This is a genomic window from Bradyrhizobium sp. (assembly GCF_027307225.1).
GTDB lineage: Bacteria > Pseudomonadota > Alphaproteobacteria > Rhizobiales > Xanthobacteraceae > Bradyrhizobium.
Map to the genome: position 1 here is coordinate 1 of NZ_DAHUXJ010000047.1, position 19,643 is coordinate 19,643.

Genomic DNA, 19,643 nt, shown 5'->3' on the forward strand with positions numbered 1-19,643 from the left:
TCCAGCAAACTTGAAAACCGCATCCGTCGTACACCCTCGTGAATGGATGCCGTGCCCATCGTGCCCCCTTTGTTCCAGGGCACTAAAAACACGACACTTCACGAGCTACAAACAGGCGACAGATCACGCGCTACTGACAGAGGTTGCATTGTCCTGATGACAAGTCCGGCGCGCGGGCATAGCCTGTGACCAAAATAAAACGCACGGGAGGAATGCCATGCAAGACGCAGCGGTTGCACGTGCCTCGGAAACCAACAATCCAGGCGCGACACAACATGTCGATGTCGCGGTGATCGGTGCCGGCTTCGCCGGCCTTTATGCGCTGCATCGCCTTCGCAAGGCAGGCTTCACGGCGGTGGGGCTCGACGAGGCCGGCGACGTCGGCGGCACCTGGTACTGGAACCGCTATCCCGGCGCGCGCTGCGACATCCAGACCATCGACTACAGCTATACGTTTGATCCGGAGCTCGAGACCGCCTGGACCTGGTCGGAGAAATACGCAACCCAGCCGGAAATCCTGCGCTATCTCGGCTTCGTCGCCGACCGGTACGATCTGCGCCGTGACATCCGCTTTCGCACCAAGGTGGCCGCCGCGACATGGGACGAGGCCGCGGGTCGCTGGCTATTGACGACCAACAACGGTCCAGGCGTTTCCTGTCGCTTCTATGTGATGGCGACCGGCTGTCTCTCGGCGCCGAAACCGCCGGAGGTCGAGGGAGTCAAGGAGTTCAAGGGCGAGATATATTTCACCGGCCGCTGGCCGCATGACGGCGTTGACCTCAAGGGCAAGCGCGTCGGCGTGATCGGCACGGGATCTTCAGGCATCCAGGCGATCCCGCTGATCGCAGAACAGGCCGCGCAGCTCACCGTGTTTCAGCGTACGCCGAATTTTGCTTTGCCGGCGCATAATGGTCCGGCGCCCGCGGACCGCATCGCCCTGCTGAAGGGCGACCGCGCGGCCTACCGGGAGCAGGCCCGGTGGTCGCTTGCGGGCGTGCCATGGCCACAACAGACCTCCGTGAGTTGGCAGCTCAGCGATGCCGAACGCCGCGAGCGCTTTGATACCGCGTGGGGCAAGGGCGATCTGGTCTATATCCTGACGCAGCTCTGGGCCGACCAGGGGGCGGATCTCGATGGCAATGCCCGCGTCGCCGATCTTGTCCGCGAAAAGATCAGAAGCGTCGTCAAGGATCCCGAGACGGCAGCTGCGCTCAGTCCGCACGACCATCCGTTCGGCGCCAAGCGGCCCTGCCTCGATACCAATTACTACGCCACCTATAACCGTCCCAATGTCACGCTGGTCAATCTCCGGCAGGAACCGATCAAGGCGATCACGGGCTCCGGCATCACCACCGACAAGCGCAGCTTCGATCTGGATGTCATCGTATTTGCCACCGGGTTCGATGCGATGACAGGTGCAATCCTCGCGGTGCATCCGATCACGGGCCGCGGCGGCAAGCCGCTCGCCGAAGTCTGGGCCAATGGCCCGCAGACCTATCTTGGCCTCACGGTCGCAGGCTTCCCCAACCTGTTCATGATCACTGGCCCCGGCAGCCCATCGGTGCTGTCGAACATGGCGGTATCGATCGAACAGCACATCGACTGGGTCGTCGACCGGCTGGTCGCAATGCGCGAAGCCGGCCTTACAACCATCGAGGCGACTGAAGCGGCGCAAACCGGCTGGGCACGGCACATGGCCGATTGCGCCATGCTGACGCTGCATCGGCTCGCCAACACCTGGTACACGGGCGCCAACGTCCCGGGCAAAGCGTGGGGCGTGATGCCTTATACCGGCGGCGTCGGACCTTATCGCAGCATCTGCAACGAGATCGTCGGTCGCGGTATGCTCGGCTTCAGGCTCACCGGCCCTGATGTTGCCGGGCAGCGCAACGACGGTGAAATCGTTCGCCTGCAACCGGACGTACGGCTGGTGTTGAACATGCTGGCGGAGATGAACCTGCCGCCGATCGAGACCATGGGCGCCGCGGGTGCGCGCGCCTTCGTCGCTGAGTTCAACAAAGCGAGGCCGGCCGGCAGGCCGATTGGGGAAGTCGGCGAGGGCGTGCTGCAGGGGGCCGACGGCCTCTTGCCATATCGCCTCTATCGGCCGGCGACGCCGGGGCCGCATCCGATCGTGGTCTATTTCCATGGCGGCGGCTGGGTGCTGGGCGACGAATTGTCCGACGATCCGTTCTGCCGCGACATGTGCCGGCGCACCGACATGATCTTCGTCAGCGTCGGCTATCGTCATGCGCCTGAGCATCGTTTCCCGGCCGCGGCAGAGGACGGCTATGCGGCGACGCGCTGGATCGCCGAGCATGCGGCCGATCTCGGCGGGAGGCCCGGCCCGGTGCTGGTTGCGGGCTGGAGCGCGGGAGGCAATATCGCGGCGGTCACCTGCCAGCTCGCGAAAGCCCGTGGCGGTCCTGAGATCGCGGGGCAGTTGCTGGTCAACCCGGTCACGGACTGCACTTACGACCGCCCATCCTACACGGACAACGCGACCGGCTACTTCCTGACTCGCGGCCTGATGTTCTGGTTCTGGGACCTCTACTGTTCGCCCGCCGACCGGATCGATCCGCGCGCGTCGCCGCTCCGCGGCGAGCTCAAGGGCCTGCCGCCCGCGTTCATCGCGACATCCGAGTTCGATCCGCTGCGCGACGAGGGCATCGCCTATGGCGACGCGCTGGCAAAGGCCGGCGTACCGGTCGAACAGCTCAAGGCGGCCGGCCACTTCCACTCGTCCTTCACAATGGTCGATGTGGTGATTACGGGCGCCCCCGGCCGTGCGCAAATGGCCGAAGCGCTCCGCGGCTTCGCGGGGCTGCCCAAGCAGCGCGACGAGAGCACACGAACAAGGCGGCCTGCCGCGCCGTTCGACATCAATGCGGCTGCGGGATAGGGCGCACGAGTCGTCCGCCGCGAGGCGGGCGACTTCACGTGATTTGCTGCGCCGCGCACCTTCGATGACCGGAGGAAGGTCCGGCCGGACTTGCCATGAACGGCACGCTTCGTGCGAGCGACTAGAGCTCCGATTCCGAAGTTCGCAAGCTATTGCGGCCCCTCCGATGCGAACTTCGGAATCAAAGGAGCTCTAGCAACTTACTGATTTGAGTAGCGGCTTTGAATTTGAAGTTCCTATAACGAATTCACGGCGAAACTGATAGGAACTTCAAATTCGCCGCACTAGTGTAGTGGATTTTACATTCGCTCCCCCAAGCCGCGAGGTCCGGAAAGCGAATGTCAAATCCTAAACTACACTAGAATCAAATATTTCTAGTGATCCTGTGATTCTAACATTCGCAAAGTGGGCGCCGAGGGGGGATGCGAATGTTAGAATCGGATCACTAGAGGCATAATTGGTCTCTTTGGGAATTGCCGTCATCGTTGCGCTGTGCTTACCGTTTTGTGCCTGCAATGATCGCAGGCGCGCAACGCCGCGGACATCAAGCTGTTCAGTTGACAGACCCGCCTTCATGAAATGACCGACACCAGCATCGAAACGAGGCCTCCCGAGGAACGGATTCCCGGCAGTGGAACGGTTTCGTCCTCGCGCCAGGCGATGAGATGGTTCAGTCGCTTTGACGGCTATGATTTCGCCACCGTTATCCTCGTCGCGGCTCTCGTGGTCCTCGCGTTCCTGACTTTCAGGGATTATGCGGTTTCCAACGACGAGCCGGTGCAACATCACTACGGCGAACTGATCCTCCGCTACTATGCCAGCGGCTTCCGCGACCGCAGCGTATTCAATTTCGAGAACCTTTATCTCTATGGCGGGCTGTTCGATATCGTCGCCGTCGGTCTCAGCCACTTCCTCCCGATCGAGCCGTATGCCCTGCGCCACATCCTCTGCGCCCTGATCGGCGTCGGCGGGATCGGCGCTGCCGCTCTCACCGCGCGCCTGATCGCGGGCCCGCGCGCGGGGTTTATCGCCGCGATTGCCTTGAGCGTCTGCGGCGCCTGGTACGGCACGATGTTCAATCACACAAAGGACGTCCCGTTTGCCGCGGCGATGATGGGCGCGATACTGTTCCTGATCCGCATCGCGCATTCTCTGCCAAAGCCCCGCGCCGGCCATGTCGTGGCGTTCGGCCTGTTGGCCGGGGCGGCGCTCGGCATGCGAAGCCTGGGTCTCCTGCTTTTCATCTATGCCGGCCTGGCGATTATCCTTTGCTTGCCGCGGCCGTGGCTCGGTCGCGCTCGCGCACACTGGCGTTTTGTACTTCGATCTTCGCTGCGGATGCTGCCGGGGCTTCTCCTTGCCTATGTCCTCATGCTCCTGGCCTGGCCATGGGCGGCATTGGCGCCGCTCAACCCGATCCGGGGCCTGCTCGCGTTCTCGCAATTTCATTACGACATCCAAACCGTCCTCGACGGCAAGGTTTACGAGATGGCGCACGTGCCGCGGCTCTACGTACCGACCTACATTGCAATCCGTGTACCGCTGCTGATGCTGTTCGGCGCGGTTCTGGGCCTGGCTTTCGCGATGAAATCGAGCCTGGCGACCGCCGCGACGCCGGCACGGCAAAGAGACATTGCCCTGATCGGCCTGGCGGTGATTTTTCCGCTGGCCTGCCAGGTGATCTTGGACGGCCCGGCTTTCACCGGACTTCGCCATTTCCTGTTCGTGATCCCCGCGCTGGCGGCGCTTGCGGGCGTTGGCCTGGATGCGGCGGTGGCCGCGCTTGCCACGCGCAGTCGCGCGGTGGCGGTCGCCAGCCTCGCCGCCATCAGCGCCTGCTTCGCGTGGAACGCAGTGACGCTGGTCGAGCTACACCCCGATGAATATCTCTTCTACAACCCGCTGGTGGGAGGGCTGCAGGGCGCTTCGCGGCGCTATGCCACGGACTATTGGTTCAACAGCATGCCCGAAGCGATCCATCAACTCGAAGCCTATATTCGGCGTACGGATCATGCCGAACCGGGCCACCAGCCGCAAAGCTATGCGGTCGCGGTGTGCGGCGTACGCCTCGCGTTCGAGAAGGCGGTCACGCTGCCGGAACTGCACTTTGCGCCGCGATGGGACCGCTACCAGTTCTTCATCGCGCCCACCCACATGAACTGCGATCGCGCTCTCGACGGCAGGGTCATCGGCACCGTGAAACGGCTCGGCGTCGTCATCGCCACCATCAAGGACCACCGGCCACTCAGCGGGCCCGTAGCCGCCGTTACGCGGTAAAATTGGTCTTCGCCGGTCGCGTTCATCGCATCCCTTGCCCAACCCTTGGTCTCGGCCCCTTCACCGCTTGATACTTAATTCGGCCAGCTCCGTCGAATGCTTGCGAAACATGGCGACCCGCTTGCTTGTGAATTCTGCAATGACACTGGGAAATTCAAGGGGCGACCTGACGGTCGCAAGCCTGTGAGAAAATTCAAAAGCCAATTGCATGTTGGCCAGAGCCATTTCGAGTAGCTTGGCTTGATAAGCTTGGACGTTTGCCGTGGCCAGGGAAAAATTAGTTCCTTTCCTTGTATCGTTGTCGGTCGTCGTCTGTTTGCTGTCATCTTCCAAGGGTGTCGCCGGATTCTCGACAAGGACAGACTCTTGTGGTGGGTCGTTACGAGGCTTCGGCGGCGATTCAGTCGGGGGCGGCGATTCAGTCGGGCCTGCCCCAGCCGAGCGCAGACGGTTGTCTTTCGGGCTTCTAACAATTGCTTGAGCGGCCTGTTGGGCCTTCGCGGCTATTTTCGGGCTGTGGGCGTGCCTTGACGCCATTGCCGGCTTATGTTTGCTCAATTGAGACTCCACGGAATGAGGAGGTCGGCCAAAAGGTCGCTACAGAGACAATAGGCTGTGGCGTGCAACGTTCCGAAAGTTCCACCGCACCAAGATTAGATTCAGCGCATATTTGTCGAGGATCGCCCCAGCCTTAGTCCGCTTCGCCATTGACGAAATTCCGACGGTGCAGCTGGTTTCGCGCCAACGCAAGCGTGGTATCGCCGGATTCCGGCTCAGCCCCGCTGGTTGAGGCCTTGTTGAAGCCTTCTTGAAGCCCTGGGCATGCCCGGGGTAGAACGGGCCCGGTCCAGGCAGTTTCCGATTGACGCGATGACGGTAATGGGGCGGTTGCAGCAATTCCTTCGACGGGAATCCAGCGCCGTCCGCATGGGCTATGGATTGGCGATTGCGGGCCATGTCATCATTACCTTGCTTCTGATCTTCGGGGCGTTCGAGCGGATCGTACCGGCCTCCGCCGTCGTCGCAATCCCGGTTGGGATCGTGATGGAGAAGCCGAACGCGCAGGCTCCGCCACCTCCGGATTCCGCGCCGAACGAGCAGAACAATCCTCCGCCGAGCCTTCCTCCCGTGGCCGATGTCGAAAAGCGGGCCAAGGCGCCTGTTGCGAAGCTGAACGTCAACGGCGCCGATCAGCCGAAGCAGCCGGGACACGATGGCGGCGATCCGAATTCGGGTCCGGTGGGAGTTCCTCAACCGCCGGCTGATGGCGAGGCCGCCGCCGGTGCGGCGGCCGCTGCCTCCGAGGCGACGAACCTGGCGCCCGTCGGCCCCGCACCACCGCAAACAACGGCAAGCGAGCCGGGCGAAGACGAGTTGACGGCCATCAAGGAGGAGAAGCTCGAATGCGGCCTCAAGGCGAAGCTGTTGTCACCGACGGAAACGAACCGGTACCAGGCGAAGGTGGTTGAGTTTGCCACCGAGGCTCAGGGGCTCGCCTTGATCCGAACGAGCCAACTCGTGTTGGACCGGCATATGAATCCACACTACCTGAAAAGCCAGCAGGTCATCGTCGAGACATTGCGCGGCGCGCATAAGCTCGCGGTGGTGCTTCCTGCCGGATTCGCGGTGAACGAGGGCGACGTGATTGAATTCGATCTCGGCTACGTCAATCCATCCGACCCCTGCCACTACATTCCGAACATCGCCGTGAGCAAACGCTAACGGGCGACTGATTGACATCAAGACCTCGACGACGCCTCCAAGTCACGGCTGCCGTTAACCAAGTCAGCAACGGCCGAGCGCCGACGACCGATTCACCCTTGTGAGTAACGATCCGTTAGGGTTGATTGATCCGGCAAGCCGCGATTGGGGAGCGACATGCAGTGGTATGTCTGCCTGATTACGATTCCTGCCGCCTTCTTTATCGGCCAGGTTATCGTCGAACTGATCGGCCGACAGACACGGACGATTTTGCAGCTTCGAAACCGCGCGCTCGAGCGGATGCTCGCCTTCCGTAACCTGCAGCTGCCGGGACCGAGGGAGTTGGCGGTCAGTTCCCGGGAGATCCGCTGTTACGATGAGGCCGTGCGAAACGTCCGACACGCGCAGGGCACTTTTGCTGAACTCGGCGCTCAACTGCTCGCTTTTGCCGAAAGCGAGCCCACCATACGCGCCCTGATGGCGCTGTGTGGCCTGGATATTGTCCTGGCTGGTCATGAACTGATCAAGCTTTCGGAAATCTATGCGGCTGCGAAGATCGACAGCGACGAACTCCGTCGTGCCATTGAGGGAGTTCGTCAGGCAACCTTGACTGCGCTGGCGGCTTCCCGGCAGCTTTCAGGTAACGGATTGATCAAAATTCGGCTTGAACCGATGGGTCTGCGCAATGCGGCTTCTTCACGTACGCGAAAGAGCCTCCCCGGCCGGCCACGCGTGAGGTCTCGCCGCGCCCGGCCGCTCGTCAGGTCCGCATCAGGTCCGGCGACAAGATTCGCTAGATCACCGCAGCTGAATTAACGCCGACGCGTTCACCTGAAACGCCGGAGACCGCCGTCCGCTCTCCACAAGAGCTCTGGTACCGGCGCCGATCGGCTGAATTCAGGACCTTTTCTCCTGAGCCGCCTGCCATTGCGTTCAAATCTTCTGGCTTCACGGCTCAACCGTCGTTGCTGCTTGAGCCCTTCAAGCTTGGGGTTGGGCGACGGTTAAGCGTCGTCGGCCCCTGCGACAATCGCTAACGCGCGGCCGTCAGTTCAACCAGGCCCAAGTCGACAAGCGTGCGATGGAATCGGTATTTTCGCCTGGAGGCCGAAGCGAAATAGGCTTCCCGGCAATCGTCGAGCAAGCTCGCGCGGGTCGCAAATACGGGATCGAGCGGAAGGCCTGCCCGCTGCAAGGCGACAGTTCCCAGAAAAGCGATATCAAGGTCCGCGCCCGGTTCGGGCGTGAAGCCGGGGATATTCAAAGCCTCGATCGCATAAAAGGTACGAAACGCCCGCCGCGCATCGCTTGGGGCTTTCAGCTGCCGACCGATCCGCCTCGTCAACACCGGTTGATGGTCGCCATAGTGCACGATCAGAACCGGGCGCCGCGGAAATTGGCTTGCGAGCCTCGCCCTGAGCTTTCGCCACGTGGAGGCGGTTTCCGCAAGCCGCGCGTAATACTCGCCATATCCGGCATCGCCGAAGCTCGCCGTCGCAAACGCCCGCTCGCTGTCAAACCGTCCGGCCGGCACGAGGCGCCGGCTGTGCGGGCCGTGATTGAAGTTGGTCAGCACATAAAGAAACCGGGGCGCCGGATCGTCCGCGATCCGCTGGACATGCGCATCGATCACCGTCTCCAGGAACATCGCATCCGAATTTGTCGTCTCGAAATGCTCGATATCGAAGGGCGGCGGAAAATCGTCGATGAAAATGCGCTCGCCGATGCCGATCGAACCGTAAAACTCATCGTAGTCGAGGAAGCCGCGGCGACAGCTCGATGTCAGCGTCGTCTTGTAACCGAGCGAGGCCAACGAGCGCGGAAGACTGGAATGGAAACGGCCGGCGCCTCGCTTGAAGAGATAGTAGGCGCTCGAGCCGAAGCTCGCGCTGGAAAGACCGGTGAGCAGGCTGAATTCGGACTGCCACGAGCCTCCGCCAAAGATGTCGACGTTGAGGCGTCCGGATTCACCACCGGCCGGCGACAGGAAATGCTCCACGATCGGCTCGACTGGAAGTCCAAAGACGCGCGGGTCAAAGATGGACTCGTGCTGAATGACGATAATGTCCGGACGTTCGCTAGAGCGTGCCGGCGTCGCCTCCTTCAGCGGCAGCGGTTCATTTGCGATGTCGCTCAGTGCGAGGCCGCCGAGATCGCGCCAGGAGGCGGGGTGGAGCAGCGAAGCCATGAAGGTGGAATAGAAGCAGCGCTGGTCCGTCAGGTTCAGCCGCAAGGACTGGACACCCTTCATCGCGGCGACCGCCCCGAACGCAGTGAGCGCGAGGCCGAACAGGAGAATACGAAATGCGATCGAGACCGGCGATCCACCGGCGTAGAGCAGAACCGCAATCGAGGCGAGCGCGAGCGATACGCCTCCAATCAGAACGCCCAGCACCATCCGCGGATACTGCGATACAAAAAACGGGACGGTGCCCGCAAAGGCCAGCGGCAGATCGGAAACGGTGAGCTTGAGGGCGCTGTAATTGAACTTGACGATCGATGCGCCTGCGATGGCCACGGCGAGCATGCCGGACAGCAAGACGGCCCTCTCGAAATCGGCGACAAAAACCAGCAGCAGGGCGGCGTTGAGCAGGAGCGCCGCGATGGCAAAGAGCAGGTGCTCAATGCTGCCCTCGGTCAGCGCGACCGCACCGATCGCAGCCGCCAGTGTTAAAGTCAAAGTCATCGCGGCAGGATGCCGCGCGTTGGCGATTTCTTCAATGCGACTCTCTGACCCCTGAGCCGCGGGTCATCCCCCCGTCCCCGGGCTTGTCGTCCGTCAGCCATGGACCAATTCCCGCCCCTCGCCTGACCCGCCGGCCGATCAACTCATGCAGACCCACTGCGTTCGGTACATGCCAATCGCACGCGCCGCGCCGCGTGCCAGATCGAGCGTGACCCCGCGCGTAAATGGACCGCGGTCGTTGATCACAACGGTGACAGACCGGCCGTTTTCGGGATTTGTAACCGTCACCTGCGATCCAAAAGGCAACGTGCGATGAGCGGCCGTGTACCCACTGCTATTGAACGCCTGACCGGTCGCGGTTCGCCGTCCGGAAACATAGTACGTCGCGACCACCTGCTGCCCGGAACAGGATCCGTGAGGTTTGGAGTGCGCGAAGAACCAGGCGAAGCCTCGGCTGTGTGCCTGTGGTGACGATGCAATCAACAGCGCCGTCGCCAATCCAGCCATGCAAAACAAGGGGCGCATTGTCGCCTCCGCAACTAAGTAGAACTCGCGTCCGCAGCAAACGCGAAAATGCATAATACGACGGTCGCGATTATGACCAACGGGATAAAGCCATCAAACATTCCGGTGTCTTGAACCAACCGCAAAACCTGGACAATCAAAAGCCGATATTAAGACTACCGGCTGTTCCAGACTTAACCTTTGTCTCCGGCATCAATCCTAACGCGAACATTGCGTTGCGCGCCCTCGCGCCGCGCTTACGATTGCTTCGCCGCACTGGCCTCGTTTTTCGTTGAACTGGTTTGTACGATGCGACCTTCTTCACTGGACGAATTCGAGGGCTTCGATCATGAGCCCCGCCCTTCCTGGTCAGCCGTCTGGCATATCTGGACGGTCGCAGTGCCGCGCCGATCGATCGACGGATCGCTGGTCTGGGGCAGAGTCTGGCGGCGATACGATGGCCGGTCCTGGATCTACAAGCGCATTGCCGACATCGAACTGCACTGACCCATCGCCGGAACTGGTTGACAGGCGCCATGTAGATCTTGTGCTCGCCAGCCGCCGCGAACAACACGATCGGGAAGGATTGTTCCAACTAAGGGGACAGGACCCTTCGTGGACTGCGATGCCATCCGACTAAGGTCCTCCCTGAAGCTGGCACTGCCCTGACGGACAGGCGGCGCCGGAGTTGCTATGGTCGTCTGACGTTCTCTTCGTCAGCGGTTGAGGGATCAACGATGATGACCCGAGGTCTTGCTGGTATGATCGCCGTGCTTACCGCGTGCGCGACCTGGTCGATTGCTTCGGAGGCGCAGACCCGAAGACCACCTGCCGAAAAGCTGCCGGTACCGCTTGGTGCCACGCGGGAGCAGATCGTGCTCGGTGACCGTATCTTTCATGGCGAGGCCGCAAACGGCAAATGCAGCGAATGCCACGGCTGGGATGCCAAGGGAACGGGAAACGGCAACGATCTCACCCTCGGGCTGTTCATATGGAGCGACGGCACCATGCCCATGATCAAGAAATCCATTCTTCACAACATGTCGGTCGCGCCGGGGATGGACGGCGATCTGACGCCGGCGGATGTGGACGCGGTCGCGGCCTATGTCTGGGCGATCAGTCATCAAAACAGGTAGCGGCCCGACCGGCGCCATGGAGCACTGTACTACCTTCGTCGGTTCCGCCAGTCGGTGCCTGGCAATTGACGGGAGAGCCGCAGCCGATAATTTAGGTTACTGTAGCAGTTCCACGATGCGCACGAATTGTAGAGCCAGCTGACTCAACGTCGAATATCAAGCAGGTCGTAAGAACCTGCGCGCGATAAATTGAGAATGGATATCTGGGAGATCGCCTTTGGCGGAGAAGCAAGGCAATGCGACCGACAGCATTGTCGTGGCGCAGGCAAAGACCGCGGAGCCGCTAGAAGCCGCCCAATCGATTGCGCAACAATTTGCCGCCACAAACCTTGCCATGGTCGTCGTCTTCGTTTCCCCGTTCTACGATCCGGAAGCATTCATAGCCGAGTTCTCGAGACGCATGCCGGATGCTCCCGTCTTCGGCTGCACGACCGCCGGCGAGCTCTCGCTCAGCGGCTGGGAGGAAAACAGCGTTGTTGCGCTCGGCTTCAGCGCTGCCGATTTCGTCATTGCCGCGCGACCTTTTCTCGACCTGTCGACGTTTCGCGTCGACAGCGGCAGATCGATTTGCGGTGAGCTCCACCAGGAATTCGTTCGCCGCACGGGCAATTGCGATACGAGCCAGGAATCCTTCGGCCTGCTGTTCATCGACGGGATGTGCCAACGTGAAGAAACAATCATGTCGGCGATCTATGCGGCGCTGGAGGATATCCCCGTCGTTGGCGGTTCAGCGGGCGACGGCCTGCGTTTCGAGAAGTCATGGGTTTTCTTTGGCGGAAAGGCGCACACGGACGCCGCCGTCCTGATCCTGATCAAGACCCGCCTGCCCTTCCGACTCTTCAAGTGCGACCATTTCGAACCCACTTCGACCAAAATGGTGGTCACCGAAGCAGATACGGAGCGGCGTATCGTCAAGGAAATCAACGCGGAGCCCGCGGCGCTCGAATACTCCCGCTGCGTTGGCATCGGCGAGACCAAGCTCGACGCCTTCTCCTTTGCAGCGCATCCCGTCCTCGTGCGAGTCGGCGGCGCCTACTACGCACGCTCGATCCAGCGCATGGACCCGGATGGTTCGCTTCGCTTTTTCTGCGCCGTCGATGAGGGCATGGTTCTCACCGTGGCCAATGGGCGGGATCCGATCGAGGCGACCAGCAAGCTGCTGAACGAAATGACCGAAGATCTTGGAGAGATTACGATATTCATAGGGTTCGAATGTGTGCTGCGCCGTCTCGACTTCGAGCAACATCAATTGGCACGAGACATGTCCGAGTTGTATCGTCGAAACAGAGTGATCGGCTTCCAGACGTATGGCGAGCAGTATCGCTCCATGCATGTCAATCAGACGCTGACCGGCGTCGCCATCGGCAAGCGAAGCCCCGCATCATGACAGCCCCTGGAGTCGACCGTTTCACCTCGATCGAGCGAGAGGTCGCCAAGCTCAAGAAGATCAATGCCGCGCTGATGTCGCGGGTGGAGCGTTCCACCGATCAGCAGCTCAATGCCTTCTCCCTGTTCGAGACGGCAATCGCCCTTGACCAGCAAGTCCGCGACAGAACCCAGCAGCTGAAGCAGGTCCTGCAATCGCTGGAGAGAACCAACGGACACCTGCTCGAGGCCAAGCAGCAGGCGGAGGCGGCAAGCTCGCTGAAATCATCGGTGTTGATCGCGGTCACGCACGATCTTTTGCAGCCGTTGAACGCCGCGCGATTGACGCTCTCGGCGCTTGCCGAAATGGTCGCCAGCCCGCGCGGAATGGAGTTCACCGAACAAATCGACCGTTCGCTCGCGACCCTTGAGGACTTGCTGCGAACCTTGCTCGACATCTCCAAGCTCGACGCAGGCGTTCTGAAACCCGAGTTTCGGCCAGTGGCGATATCGGCGCTGTTCGAACCGTTGCAGCAGGAATTCCTGTCCGTTGCCGCTAAACGACATTTGCGGCTGAGGATCAGGCCAAGCTGCGAAAGGGTGATATCCGATCCGCTGATGCTGCGGCGCATATTGCAGAACCTGCTTGCGAACGCTTTGCGCTACACCCAGCGTGGGGGCGTCCTGATGGGATGCCGGCACAGGGGCGACAATATCCGCATCGAGGTTCACGACACCGGTCCCGGCATCCCGGAAACGCAGCGCGAAGCTATCTTCAAGGAATTCCAGCGTGGCGAAACCAGCGCAGGCGACAACGCCGGACTCGGGCTTGGTCTTTCCATCGTGCAGCGCTTCGGCAACGCGCTCGGCCATGAAATCCGCCTGCAATCGCGCCTTGGCAAGGGCTCGAGGTTCTCAGTGACTATTCCGCGCACGAACGAGCCGGACGAGATCCTGGCCGCTCCCGAACGGGCAGAGCTCGAATATGAGTACGGAGGCATGGAGGGCGCGAAGATCCTTCTGATCGAAAATGACCTGTCAAGCGCCGAAGGGATGGCCAACCTGCTCGAGAAGTGGGGATGTGACGTTGCGGTGACCATTTCCAAAGCAGACGCGCTGGACCGCATCCGCGCCCTGGATGGCGTTCCGGACGCCATCGTTGCGGATCTTCATCTCGACAATGGCGAAACGGGCCTGGAAGCCGTCGACCTCATCTGCGGCGAGATCAAGACTGAAATCCCCGCCATCATTGTGACGGCGGACTATTCGACCAAGGCCGCGCATGACGTTTCAGCGTTGGGCTACGAGCTTCTGAAGAAGCCGATCAAGCCGGCCGAAATGCGCGCGCTGCTGTCTTTCCTGCTGTCCTGAACCGGAAGCCGCGCCCGCACGCAGAGCACTGCTGCGCTAGTACCGCCGATCTGAAGTCCCTGCACCACAAGCGGCGAATTCGATCAGGGACTTCAGATCGATAAAGCGGTACTAGAATCAATAAGTTCGCTACTAGTGCCCATGACTTTCCGAAGTTCGTGAAGGTGGGTGCTGCGATGGAGCACGAACTTCGGAAAGTGGGCACTAGGGCTCGCCGCTGCTTGACCGCCCGGCGCCCATCGGGGAGGCCAGATCAGATTTCGCAAAATCGAGTTGCGACATCTTGATGATGGCTTCGGTCCTGCTGCGCACGCCGAGCTTGCGCAGGATTTCCGAGACATGAACCTTGACCGTGGTAACGGAAATATCGAGTTCGTAGGCGATGTGCTTGTTCTGCAAACCGCGGCAGACCATGTCGAGCACGCGCAATTGCTGAGACGTCAAGGCGTTGAGCTGACGCACCAGGTTCTGGGCGTCGGCACGGCCCCTTCTTGCGGCCTCCGCATCCCGAAGGCGCTTCGGGAAGCAGACGGCTCCATTCAGGATACCGCCGATCAGCTGCGCGAGTTCCGCCTTGGGCGTCGATTTCGGAATATAGCCGGAGATTCCCAAAGAGATTGCGCTGCCGATGATTCGAGGATCGATATGTGCCGAAATGATCGCGAGCGCGCTTTTCGGTGCGGCGGTCCGTACGCGGTAGGCACCCAGAAGTCCCTTCGTTCCCGGCATCGACAGGTCGAGCAGGATCAGATCAATGGCCTCTTGCGCGGCCAGGGCGTCGAGCGCGCCATCGATCGAGGTTGCCTGCAAGATATCGGCATTGGGGAACGTCAGGCCGATGACGCCGATCAGCGCGTCGCGAAAGAGGGGGTGGTCCTCGACTATGAGCAGCCGAGGCGCTCTGACCTCGCCGGTTGGCCGCTGTTGGTCCGCGAGGGTCCTCGTCATGAAGCGTCGCTGCCTTTCCCGCATCGCCAAAACAGCCATCGCGGCGGAAAAGTTATCGCAAAGGACCGGCGGGGCATATAGGTCCCGCGTCTAGTGTAGCGGATTTGACATTCGCTCCCCCAAAGCCGCGAGTCCGGAAAGCGAATGTCAAATCCTAAACTACACTAGAATCTAACATTTCTAGTGATCCTATGATTCTAACATTCGCAATGTGGACGCTGAGGGGGGATGCGAATGTTAGAATCGGATCACTAGCATCGGGCCGCCTCTGCTCGCAGCTTTGCTTGGTTTGCAACGCAGCAATCCAGGCGTCCCAACCGCTACGAAGACTTCTCTCTGTCTGATTTCCGGCTCTGGGCGCACTGAGGCAGGGGAAGGGCGATCTTTCCGATTTCAATGACAGCTTTATTGCGGCTAAACAGCTTGAGCTTCCGCAAGATCTCGGTGACATGGGCTTTTACTGTCGACTCTGCGAGGTTCAATTCGGCGGCAATCTCCCGGTTATGCAAACCACGCGTAATCAGATGCAGAACCCGCATTTGCTGTGGCGTGAGTTTCTCGATGCGCTCGCGAAGGGTTCGCGCCGCATCCGACGTCTCCAGCGCGCCCGTGGCGACGAGATCACGGGGCGCCGATATGGAACCGCTCAGGATCCTGGCAATCGCCTGCGAAAGCTCGCCAAGCGACGTTGATTTTGGCAAATAGCCAACAGCGCCCATTTCCAGCGCTTCGCGGATGGTGCGTTTGTCTTCCTCGCTCGATACGATCGCTATCGGCAACTTGGGATAGTGATCGCGGAGCCGTTGAAAGCCTGAGAAGCCGACCACATCCGGCAACAGCAGATCGAGCAACGCCAGATCGATGTTCGGCTCCTTCGCAAGGAGGCTCAATGCGCTCTTGATCGAGGTCGTCTCGAAAATATGGGCATCACGGTGGGAAGTCCGGATGGCGCTGCCGAGCGCTTCGCTGAACAAGGGATGGTCATCAATGATCAGAAATCTCATGATGACGACCCTTGTACTTGTGTCGCTTGGCTCGGTCCGTTACGGCGAGCATTAGTGGTCCGCTCCTAACATTCGCATCCCTTTACAGCGGCCGGTTGGGTAGCGAATGTCAAATCCCCTCCACTAGTGCGGTGAATTTGAAGTTCCTATCAGTTTCGCCGCGAGTTCGTTGTAGGAACTTCAAATTCAAAGCCGCGCTAGAATTAATAGGTTGCTAGAGCTCCTTTGATTCCGAAGTTCGCATCGGAGGGGCCGCAATAGCTTGCGAACTTCGGAATCGGAGCTCTAGTTCGTCGAGTTGGGATCCTGCTGCACCGTCAGAAGGTAGGCATACACGTTCTTGAGGTCTTCGTCGCTAAAGATGCCTTTCCATGATGGCATGCCCTTCGAGGGCCTGCCTTCATGGACGGTCTTCCAGAAGGTGGCCTGCATGTTGTCGCCATAGCGCTTCTTCAACAAACGCAGGTCGATGTGGCGCTCGGCCTGTATGGCATCCGGCCCGTGACAGTGAGCGCACGTGCCGTTGAAAACCTCCCGTCCTTCCTTGGCGTCGCCTGCGGATGCCTTTCGCTCGGAGCGGTTGTCGGAGGTGCTTGGGCGGCTCGCGGTCGCGGACTGGTCCGATGCCGCCGCCAGCGTCATCTTGGGCTTGTCGAGCGCGCCAAATTTGATTGGCGCAACGTTGGGTACACCGTATTTGGCAAACAGCCCGTCGATCTCACTCTTCAAGCCGGGAAGCGCGGCATTTACGGCATCGCGCAATTCGCCTGAATTTTTTGCAAAGCCGATTGCCGTCCGCCAAAGCAGATGATCGCCCTCGGTCGGGACGATCTGGTATTTATCGCCATACGCCGTCTTGTTGAGCCAACCCGCGACGGGCGCCCATATGAAGGCGACGTCGACCTTGCCCTGGTCCAGCGCCTTCATGCCCTCGTCCGGACTCAGGACGGTCATCTTCTCAATGTCGTCATGTAGCGCCAGCAGATTTTGTGGACTCGATTCGTACTGAACAGCAACTCGCAGCCCCCTGAGATCGTCGATACTCGCGATCTTGCGCCCTGGGAGGCTGACCAGACCATATCCTTCTGTTGCGATCGGTTTTGAGAAGATGACCGCTGGTCCCATGAAGTCGTCGACCAGCGGGAGACCGACCATGGCGTCGCACCGGTTGCTGAGCAGGGTTTCCCGCACCGTGCGCTTGCCGAAATACGATTTGTACCAGTTGTAAGTCACGGGCCGCCCAAGCTCGCGTGCGACGGCCTGGCCGATTTCCAGATACAGGCCCTGATTTGCCGGGCTGTCGCTCGAAAACGGCATATTGGTAGGATCTGCGCAAAGGCGCAGCGGCTTTACCTCGTCGGCACCGGCCGCAAAGGCCGGCGCCGCGATGAACACGGAGAGCAGCAGCCATCGGATATTCTTCAAAAGCCCAGGATCGCACGAAGAACTTCGGGTCTCATTGCGGGCCATGCGGAATATCAACACTTGCTGCCTCCGTCAGGTTCGGTCAAGGAAGGGCGAACACGAACAGTGACCCACCCTCGGGCGCCGCAGCAACCATCTTCTTGCCGACATCGCCGAGGAACGCCGGAAGCGCAGCGGTTCGCCCGACCACAACAGCAACATATTGCTTGCCGCCGACTGAATAGGTCACGGGTCCCGCTCCGATTCCGGATCCCAGATTCTTGCTCCACAGAATCTTGCTGGTCTTGGCATCGATTGCCCGGAAAGCGCCGTGCAGGTTTCCGGAGAACACCAGGTTGCCCGCGGTCGTCAGCGTTCCACCGTTAAACGGCAGATCTTCCTTGATACCCCAGACCTTCTTGTTGGCAATGGGATCCCAGGCAATCAGTTCTCCGAGGAAGCCGCCCGGTCCTTCCTTGGTCGGGAACTCGGCGCCGAGATAGAACACGCCGCGCTTGTAGGCGACGTCACTCACCGACCAATCCATGCAAACGTTATTGGTGGGAATGTAAACGAGTCCGGTTTGTGGGTTGAACGACATCGGCTGCCAGTTCTTGCCGCCGATCAGGTTCGGACAGATGTCCTTCGCGGGATGGCCGGGACCCGGACGCTTGTCGGGGTCTTCTTCCGCGCGCATGGTCTTGACGTCCCACTTCTTGGCCCAGTTCGCATAAATAAACTTTTCGGCGGAGACCATTTTTCCGTTGTCGCGATTGACGACGAAGAAGAAGCCGTTGCGATCGGCTTTCATGATCACCGGCGTTTCCGAGCCATTGATCTTCAGGTCGGCGAAGACCAGTTCGTTGACGCCGTCGTAGTCCCACGCATCCGCGGGCGTGCCCTGGAAATACCACTTGATCTTGCCGGTATTGGGATCGATCGCGAGCGTCGAGGACGTATATAGATTGGTCAGCTTGCCGAAATCCCCGTTTCCGGTCGAACGTACCCCGGTATTCCATGGTCCCGGATTGCTGGTGCCCCAAAACACGGTGTCGGTTTTGGCGTCGTAGGAACCAACCAGCCACGCCGCACCGCCGCCGTGAAGGCCGGTGTCGCCTTTCCAGGTGTCGCTACCCGGCTCGCCGGGCGCCGGTACCGTGTAGGTCTGCCAGAGCTGCTTGCCCGTATTCAGATCGAATGCTTGCAGCGAGCCGCGAACTCCGTATTCGCCGCCACCGAAGCCGGTGATGACCTTGTCGCGCACAACCAGCGGCGGCGAGGTAATGACCGAGCCTTGTTTGTAGTCCACGACGGTCGTCGTCCACAGTTCCTTTCCGGTCTTGGCGTCGAGAGCTGTGAGTTTTCCATCCAGCCGGCCGACCAGAATCTTGCCGTCCGCATAAGCCACACCGCGGCTGTTGACGTCGCAGCAGGCTTCTTGCAGCACGTCATCGGGAATGTCCGGCTGATAGGTCCACTTTCGCGCGCCAGTGGCGGCATCGATCGCGTAGACGTATTTCGGTCCCCATGAAGTCGAGACATACAGGGTATCGCCGATCACGATCGGAGACGATTCGTTGGAGCGAAGCGAAGCCAGCGACAACGAATAGACCAATTGCAGCTTGTTGACGTTTTCAGAATTGACCTGCTTCAGCGAACTGAAACGCGTGTTGCCGTAGTCATGACCGGCGATCGCCCAATCATCAGGGTTGGAAACCGCCTTCATCACCGAATCATTGGCGCGCGCACCACTCACTCCCGCGATCAGAAGGACGGCGAGCGACACGCTAGCAAAGAGACTTCTGCTCCTCAGCATCATCTGTTCCTCCGAAATCTTGTTTACCGCGTCGGCAACATTGCCTGGCGCGCGGCGCGGATGCCCACGGATGAGGGATCTTCCCGCCGCATCATGGTCGAAGGTACAGCAATGATTTTTTTCAACAGTATAGGCGGAAGGTAGTAGTTGCCGCGAAGGCAGGCAGGCCTTCCGGAAGCCGGCGATAATACGAAGCCATTTGCGTTGAATACGGTTGTCTCGCGCACCAGGCGGTCGTGCTGCAGTCGAAGCAAATGAGCATCAGCGGGCCTTCCGATGACGTCCCGCCTTGCGCGGCTCGAGACTTCAGCCCATCCGACCCAGACTTTCGGCTACTACCTTGATCCCGGTTGCGCCACGAATGGTCCGTTGTCTACAAGGATCTGGTTGGAGGTCGGGCGATACGTCCGGCTTGGACAGGTACCGTTAGTGCCGCCTCAAATTGCCAGGCCGCGCGTCCCCCCAACCTTGCCAGTCTACCCCTTCCCTTCGGACGGGGAACTACTACCATGATCGCAATTGCGCCAAA

15 protein-coding genes are annotated in these 19,643 nt (G+C 60.4%); 8 read left to right on the plus strand and 7 right to left on the minus strand.

What is annotated here, in order from left to right; translation table 11 throughout:
- The first annotated feature begins 217 nt into the window (after window positions 1–217).
- Both M6D32_RS07420 and M6D32_RS07425 read left to right on the plus strand, forming a co-directional pair.
- Entirely contained in the window at window positions 218–2,902 is a 2,685-nt protein-coding gene (locus M6D32_RS07420) for an alpha/beta hydrolase fold domain-containing protein (RefSeq protein WP_298254871.1), read from the plus strand.
- Between the two features lie 579 nt (window positions 2,903–3,481).
- The gene (locus M6D32_RS07425) at window positions 3,482–5,179 is read left to right on the plus strand and encodes a glycosyltransferase family 39 protein (RefSeq protein ID WP_298254872.1); all 1,698 of its coding nucleotides are present in this window, start codon (window positions 3,482–3,484) and stop codon (window positions 5,177–5,179) included.
- Window positions 5,180–5,239: 60 nt separating this feature from the next.
- Here the strand turns inward: M6D32_RS07425 and M6D32_RS07430 are convergent, their stop codons facing one another.
- Window positions 5,240–5,737 carry a Phasin protein gene (locus M6D32_RS07430; protein WP_298254873.1) on the minus strand — a complete coding sequence of 166 codons (498 nt, stop codon included), beginning with the start codon at window positions 5,735–5,737 and terminating at the stop codon, window positions 5,240–5,242.
- A gap of 312 nt (window positions 5,738–6,049) precedes the next feature.
- Between M6D32_RS07430 and M6D32_RS07435 the strand changes: the two genes are divergently transcribed.
- Both M6D32_RS07435 and M6D32_RS07440 read left to right on the plus strand, forming a co-directional pair.
- Window positions 6,050–6,901, plus strand: coding sequence for a hypothetical protein (locus tag M6D32_RS07435; protein WP_298254875.1), 852 nt, complete (start codon window positions 6,050–6,052; stop codon window positions 6,899–6,901).
- A 156-nt stretch (window positions 6,902–7,057) separates the two neighbouring features.
- Window positions 7,058–7,696: a hypothetical protein gene (locus M6D32_RS07440; protein ID WP_298254877.1), complete on the plus strand. Its 639-nt coding sequence runs from the start codon at window positions 7,058–7,060 to the stop codon at window positions 7,694–7,696.
- 217 nt (window positions 7,697–7,913) lie between these two features.
- Here M6D32_RS07440 and M6D32_RS07445 read toward each other — a convergent pair whose 3' ends face one another.
- Window positions 7,914–9,566 (minus strand): sulfatase-like hydrolase/transferase, encoded by a 1,653-nt coding sequence (locus tag M6D32_RS07445; protein ID WP_298254879.1) that lies wholly within the window; start codon window positions 9,564–9,566, stop codon window positions 7,914–7,916.
- 138 nt (window positions 9,567–9,704) lie between these two features.
- Complete coding sequence (locus tag M6D32_RS07450) at window positions 9,705–10,091, minus strand: septal ring lytic transglycosylase RlpA family protein (RefSeq protein WP_298254881.1); 387 nt, start codon at window positions 10,089–10,091, stop codon at window positions 9,705–9,707.
- 288 nt (window positions 10,092–10,379) lie between these two features.
- Between M6D32_RS07450 and M6D32_RS07455 the strand changes: the two genes are divergently transcribed.
- The 4 genes from M6D32_RS07455 to M6D32_RS07470 all read left to right on the plus strand — a co-directional run bounded on the left by M6D32_RS07455 (window position 10,380) and on the right by M6D32_RS07470 (window position 13,942).
- Window positions 10,380–10,577, plus strand: a complete 198-nt coding sequence (locus M6D32_RS07455) for a hypothetical protein (protein WP_298254883.1) — start codon at window positions 10,380–10,382, stop codon at window positions 10,575–10,577.
- A gap of 233 nt (window positions 10,578–10,810) precedes the next feature.
- Entirely contained in the window at window positions 10,811–11,206 is a 396-nt protein-coding gene (locus M6D32_RS07460) for a c-type cytochrome (RefSeq protein WP_298254885.1), read from the plus strand.
- A 217-nt stretch (window positions 11,207–11,423) separates the two neighbouring features.
- On the plus strand, window positions 11,424–12,593 hold the full coding sequence (locus M6D32_RS07465; protein ID WP_298254887.1) for an FIST N-terminal domain-containing protein: 1,170 nt from the start codon (window positions 11,424–11,426) through the stop codon (window positions 12,591–12,593).
- The gene (locus tag M6D32_RS07470) at window positions 12,590–13,942 is read left to right on the plus strand and encodes a hybrid sensor histidine kinase/response regulator (protein WP_298254888.1); all 1,353 of its coding nucleotides are present in this window, start codon (window positions 12,590–12,592) and stop codon (window positions 13,940–13,942) included. Before M6D32_RS07465 ends, M6D32_RS07470 begins: the two co-directional genes overlap by 4 nt.
- A gap of 204 nt (window positions 13,943–14,146) precedes the next feature.
- Here the strand turns inward: M6D32_RS07470 and M6D32_RS07475 are convergent, their stop codons facing one another.
- The 4 genes from M6D32_RS07475 to M6D32_RS07490 form a co-directional block, all read right to left on the minus strand.
- The gene (locus M6D32_RS07475; RefSeq protein WP_298254889.1) at window positions 14,147–14,890 is read right to left on the minus strand and encodes a response regulator transcription factor; all 744 of its coding nucleotides are present in this window, start codon (window positions 14,888–14,890) and stop codon (window positions 14,147–14,149) included.
- A gap of 320 nt (window positions 14,891–15,210) precedes the next feature.
- Window positions 15,211–15,897: a response regulator transcription factor gene (locus M6D32_RS07480; RefSeq protein WP_298254951.1), complete on the minus strand. Its 687-nt coding sequence runs from the start codon at window positions 15,895–15,897 to the stop codon at window positions 15,211–15,213.
- Between the two features lie 282 nt (window positions 15,898–16,179).
- A complete protein-coding gene (locus M6D32_RS07485; protein WP_298254890.1) occupies window positions 16,180–17,379 on the minus strand; it encodes a transporter substrate-binding domain-containing protein in 1,200 nt (399 codons plus the stop codon).
- A gap of 22 nt (window positions 17,380–17,401) precedes the next feature.
- Window positions 17,402–19,114 (minus strand): PQQ-dependent methanol/ethanol family dehydrogenase, encoded by a 1,713-nt coding sequence (locus M6D32_RS07490; protein WP_298254892.1) that lies wholly within the window; start codon window positions 19,112–19,114, stop codon window positions 17,402–17,404.
- Window positions 19,115–19,643 lie beyond the last annotated feature (529 nt).

Coding starts and splice junctions, on each gene's coding strand:
- M6D32_RS07420 (WP_298254871.1), top strand. CDS start 218: ATGCAAGACGCAGCGGTTGCACGTGCCTCGGAAACCAACAATCCAGGC.
- M6D32_RS07425 (WP_298254872.1), top strand. CDS start 3,482: ATGACCGACACCAGCATCGAAACGAGGCCTCCCGAGGAACGGATTCCC.
- M6D32_RS07435 (WP_298254875.1), top strand. CDS start 6,050: ATGACGGTAATGGGGCGGTTGCAGCAATTCCTTCGACGGGAATCCAGC.
- M6D32_RS07440 (WP_298254877.1), top strand. CDS start 7,058: ATGCAGTGGTATGTCTGCCTGATTACGATTCCTGCCGCCTTCTTTATC.
- M6D32_RS07445 (WP_298254879.1), bottom strand. CDS start 9,566: ATGACTTTGACTTTAACACTGGCGGCTGCGATCGGTGCGGTCGCGCTG.
- M6D32_RS07450 (WP_298254881.1), bottom strand. CDS start 10,091: ATGCGCCCCTTGTTTTGCATGGCTGGATTGGCGACGGCGCTGTTGATT.
- M6D32_RS07455 (WP_298254883.1), top strand. CDS start 10,380: ATGCGACCTTCTTCACTGGACGAATTCGAGGGCTTCGATCATGAGCCC.
- M6D32_RS07460 (WP_298254885.1), top strand. CDS start 10,811: ATGACCCGAGGTCTTGCTGGTATGATCGCCGTGCTTACCGCGTGCGCG.
- M6D32_RS07470 (WP_298254888.1), top strand. CDS start 12,590: ATGACAGCCCCTGGAGTCGACCGTTTCACCTCGATCGAGCGAGAGGTC.
- M6D32_RS07475 (WP_298254889.1), bottom strand. CDS start 14,890: ATGACGAGGACCCTCGCGGACCAACAGCGGCCAACCGGCGAGGTCAGA.
- M6D32_RS07490 (WP_298254892.1), bottom strand. CDS start 19,114: ATGCTGAGGAGCAGAAGTCTCTTTGCTAGCGTGTCGCTCGCCGTCCTT.